The sequence below is a fragment of the Pararhodobacter sp. genome (assembly GCF_036802785.1).
GTDB lineage: Bacteria > Pseudomonadota > Alphaproteobacteria > Rhodobacterales > Rhodobacteraceae > Pararhodobacter.
The window spans coordinates 1-4,010 of the sequence record NZ_DAIRVN010000133.1; the positions used below are offsets into that span (position 1 = coordinate 1).

Annotated in this window: 3 protein-coding genes; all 3 read right to left on the reverse strand. The window is 66.3% G+C overall.

The window, feature by feature from the left end:
- Window positions 1-115: 115 nt before the first annotated feature.
- Genes murC through V7Q53_RS23120 form a run of 3 tightly spaced genes read right to left on the reverse strand, consistent with a single transcriptional unit; the run spans window position 116 to window position 3,823 of the window.
- Window positions 116-1,519: a UDP-N-acetylmuramate--L-alanine ligase gene (murC, locus tag V7Q53_RS23110; RefSeq protein WP_333831369.1), complete on the reverse strand. Its 1,404-nt coding sequence runs from the start codon at window positions 1,517-1,519 to the stop codon at window positions 116-118.
- A 21-nt stretch (window positions 1,520-1,540) separates the two neighbouring features.
- Entirely contained in the window at window positions 1,541-2,656 is a 1,116-nt protein-coding gene (locus tag V7Q53_RS23115) for a UDP-N-acetylglucosamine--N-acetylmuramyl-(pentapeptide) pyrophosphoryl-undecaprenol N-acetylglucosamine transferase (protein ID WP_333831371.1), read from the reverse strand.
- Window positions 2,657-3,823 carry an FtsW/RodA/SpoVE family cell cycle protein gene (locus V7Q53_RS23120; RefSeq protein WP_333831372.1) on the reverse strand — a complete coding sequence of 389 codons (1,167 nt, stop codon included), beginning with the start codon at window positions 3,821-3,823 and terminating at the stop codon, window positions 2,657-2,659. It abuts the gene before it with no gap.
- Window positions 3,824-4,010: the final 187 nt, after the last annotated feature.

Sequence of the window (4,010 nt, forward strand, 5' to 3'; positions counted from 1 at the left end):
CCCCGCGAGCGCCCAGCCCGCCCAGACACGCACGAACCGCGCCAGAAGCCATGCCGCGCCACCCCCCGCCAGCACCGACACAAGGATCAGACCAGTGACGGCGGGTTCCACCGGCTCAGCCCTGCAACCGCGCTGGCAACCCCTGCGCCCATGCCGAAATCGTCCCCGCGCCAAGGCAGACAACCATATCTCCCGGCGTGGCATGGGCGCGCACCAGCGCTTCGAGCGCGTCCTCACTGCTCACCGCATGGGCGGAGGGATGGCCATGCGCGCGGATCCCCGCAACCAGATCGTCGCGGCTGGCGCCTGCAATCGGGGCCTCGCCCGCCGCATAGACATCGGCGATGCCCACCACATCGGCATCATCGAAACAGGCGCAGAAATCGGGGAAGAGCGCGCTCAGCCGGGTGAACCTGTGCGGCTGGTGCACCGCAATCACTCGCCCCTGCCCGCCCAACGCCTGCCGCGCCGCCCGCAGAACGGCGGCAATTTCCACCGGATGGTGGCCGTAATCGTCAATCACCGTCACACCACCCGCCTCACCCACCCGGGTAAAGCGGCGGCTGACACCCTGAAAACCGGCCAGCCCGGCGCGGATGGCCTCAGCCTCCATGCCCAGATGCCGCGCCACCGCCACAGCGGCCAAAGCGTTGGACACATTGTGATCCCCCGGCATCGGCAGCGTGCAGTCGCGGATATCCGCGCCACCCTTCACCGCGATATCGAACCGCGCCTGCCCGCCCTCATAGCGCAGCCCTACGGCGCGAAGGTCAGCCCCCTCTGCAAAGCCATAGCTGACCACCCGCCGGTCACGCACCCGCCCGATCAGCGCACGCACCTCGGCATGGTCAATGCAGCAGACGGCCAGCCCGTAAAACGGTATCCGCCCCAGAAAGGCATCGAACCCGCCGCGCAGCGCCTCGATCGTGTGCCAATGCTCCATATGCTCAGGGTCGATATTGGTGACAATCGCCACCGTGGTCGGCAACAGGTTGAACGAGCCGTCGCTTTCATCGGCCTCCACCACCATCCACTCCCCCGCGCCCGCCCGCGCGTTGGAGCCATAGGCATGGATCACACCGCCGTTGATCACCGTGGGGTCCAGCCCGCCCGCATCCAGCAGGGTTGCAACCATGGTGGTGGTGGTGGTCTTGCCATGGGTTCCCGCCACCGAAACCGTTGAGCGCAGGCGCATCAGCTCGGCCAGCATCTCGGCACGGCGGACCACGGGCAGCCCGGCGGCGCGCGCGGCCATCATTTCCGGGTTGTCGGGCTTGATGGCGGTGGAAACCACCAGCACCCCGGCACCCGCGATATTCTCTGCGCGCTGGCCGATGAAGATACGCGCGCCCAGCGCCTCCAGCCGCGCGGTGATGGGGCTCGCCTTCAGGTCCGACCCCTGCACGGCGAAACCCTCATGCAGCAGGATCTCGGCAATGCCGGACATGCCGATGCCGCCTATTCCGGCAAAATGAAACGGGCCAAGGCCAGCGGGAAGCTTGGTAAGGGGGGCGGTCATGCGAGGGTCTTTCAACGTCGGTCAGGAAGTGCGCGGCCCGGCCAGTTGCTCGGCCAGATCCGCAAGGCGGCTGGCGGCGTCAGGAATACCCGCCGAAAGCGCAGCATGGGACATTTGCGCCGCCGCGCGTGGATTTTTCAGAATGGCGGAAACCTGCTCGGCCAGCGCCTCTGGGGTGAACTTGGTTTCGGGGATCAGGACGGCGGCCTGCGCTTCGACAAGGCCGCGCGCATTGGCGTTCTGATGGTCGCGCGCGGCAATCGCCAGCGGCACCAGCACCGAGGGGCGCCCGATCACCGTCAGATCCGCAACGGTCGAGGCTCCGGCCCGCGCGATCACCAGCTGCGCCTCAGACAGACGGCGCGGAATGTCGGTGAAGAACGGCTCCACCTCGGCCGGGATGCCCGCAGCCGCATAGGCCGCGTTCACGCGGTCGATATCCTCAGGCCGGGCCTGATGAGCGACGCGCAGATACTGGCGCATCCCCTCGGGCAGCGCGGCCAGCGCCTTTGGCACCACATCCGACAGAATGCGCGCACCCTGACTGCCGCCGATCACCAGCAGGCTCATCGGGTAGTCACCGGGCGGGATATAGGGCGCGCCCGCGCGCTCGGTGACAGCGCTGCGCACCGGGTTGCCGGTATGAAATCCGGCCACGCCATTGGGCAATGTGGTGGGCCAGATGCCACAGGCAAAGGCGTTGACCCTGCGGGCAAAAACCTCGTTCACCTTGCCGGGCACGGCGTTCTGCTCATGAATCAGGCAGGGAACCCGCAGCAGCCACGCCGCCGACAGGGCCGGGATGGACGGATAGCCGCCGAACCCCGCCACCAGCGCCGGGCGGTCCATCGCCATGCCCCATGCCGCCTTCACCACGCCGCCAAGAATGCGGAACGGCACCAGAAGTTTCGTCGCCGCGCCGCCGCGCGCAAAGGTGGCTGACGCCACGATGCGCCGCTCCACCGAGGCTGGAAAACCATCGGCATAGTGCGCGCCGCGCACATCCGTTGACAGCGCCACGCGCCAGCCGCGCGCCAGCAATTCCTCGGCAAGCGCCTGCGCGGGGAACATATGCCCCCCGGTTCCCCCGGCTGCAATCACGGCAAGGGGTGGCCTGTTGGCCCGGCTCGTGCCCATTCATCGCCCCCGCGTCAAAAGAATGTCGCCAATTTCACCCTGCGGGCGCGAGCGCGTCAAGGCCAGCAACATGCCGATCATCAGCCCCATGGCCACCAGCGACGACCCGCCATAGCTGACAAACGGCAGCGTCATGCCCTTGGCGGGCAACAGCCGCACCGCCACACCCATGTTGATCATCGCCTGCACCGAGAACATCGCCACCAACCCGGTGCCTGCCAGACGGCTGAACGGATCACGCTCGCGCGTCAGACGGCTGAGCGCGCGCAGGCAGATGGTGGCATAGAGCACGATGATGATGGCCACCAGCATGAAGCCATATTCCTCAGCAGCAACGGCAATGATGAAATCGGTATGCGCATCGGGCAGTTGCCATTTCACCTGCCCCTCGCCCACACCCATGCCGAAAAGCCCGCCCTCCTGAATGGCCGAGGCGGCATAGCCCAGCTGCGAGCGTGCGTCGATCTCGGCGCTCAGAAAGCCGTCGATACGCCGCGCGAAGTGCTCCGAACCGTTATAGGCCACAAGCCCGCCGAACACGACCGTGCCCGCCAGCCCCAGAATGATCACCATCGACGCGCCCGAGACGAAATACATCACCCCCCAGCCGAACAGCACCAGCGCGGCCTGACCAAAGTCAGGCTGCAACACCAGCAGGAACACCACCGCCATGGTCACGCCAAACGACAGCACCTTGCCCGGCGGGCCGTTCACCTCCTGCCCGGCGGCCAGCATCCAGGCGGCAAACACCGCCAGACAGGGTTTCATGAATTCGGATGGCTGCACACTGGCAAAGCCAAGGCTGATCCAGCGCACCGCACCCTTGCCGAAATCGGTGCCGATGAAGGGCAGCATCATGAGGGTTGCAAGACTCACCACAAAGCCCAGCACCGCCCAGCGCCGGATGGTCGCCGGTGTCATCATCGACACCAGCAGCATCGCGGCAATCGCCACCATGCCGAAAAACACCTGACGCTCGAAATAGTAGAACGGCGGAAGGTTGTTGCGCGTTGCCAGCGGCGGGGATGAGGCCAGCGACAGCAGCAATCCCGCAGCGAACAGCAACAGGACGCAGGAGATCGTCCAGCGATCTACCGTGCGCCACCAGCGCGAAAGCACCGGCTCGCCCACATGGGCGGGCATGACTCCATGCACCATCTCTGTCATGGTTGAATTGCCTCTTCTGCCTCGTGTCTGCCCGTTTGCCGGGTCTGACACACAGAATAGCGGCAAAGCACCTGCAATGCCAGCGCTTTGAAGCGCCGCCCGGGCCATCGGCGAACCGCCGCCCCTTCATCTGTTCGAAAATATCCCGGGGGGTGAATTGGCCGTCAGGCCAAGAGGGGGGCAGCGC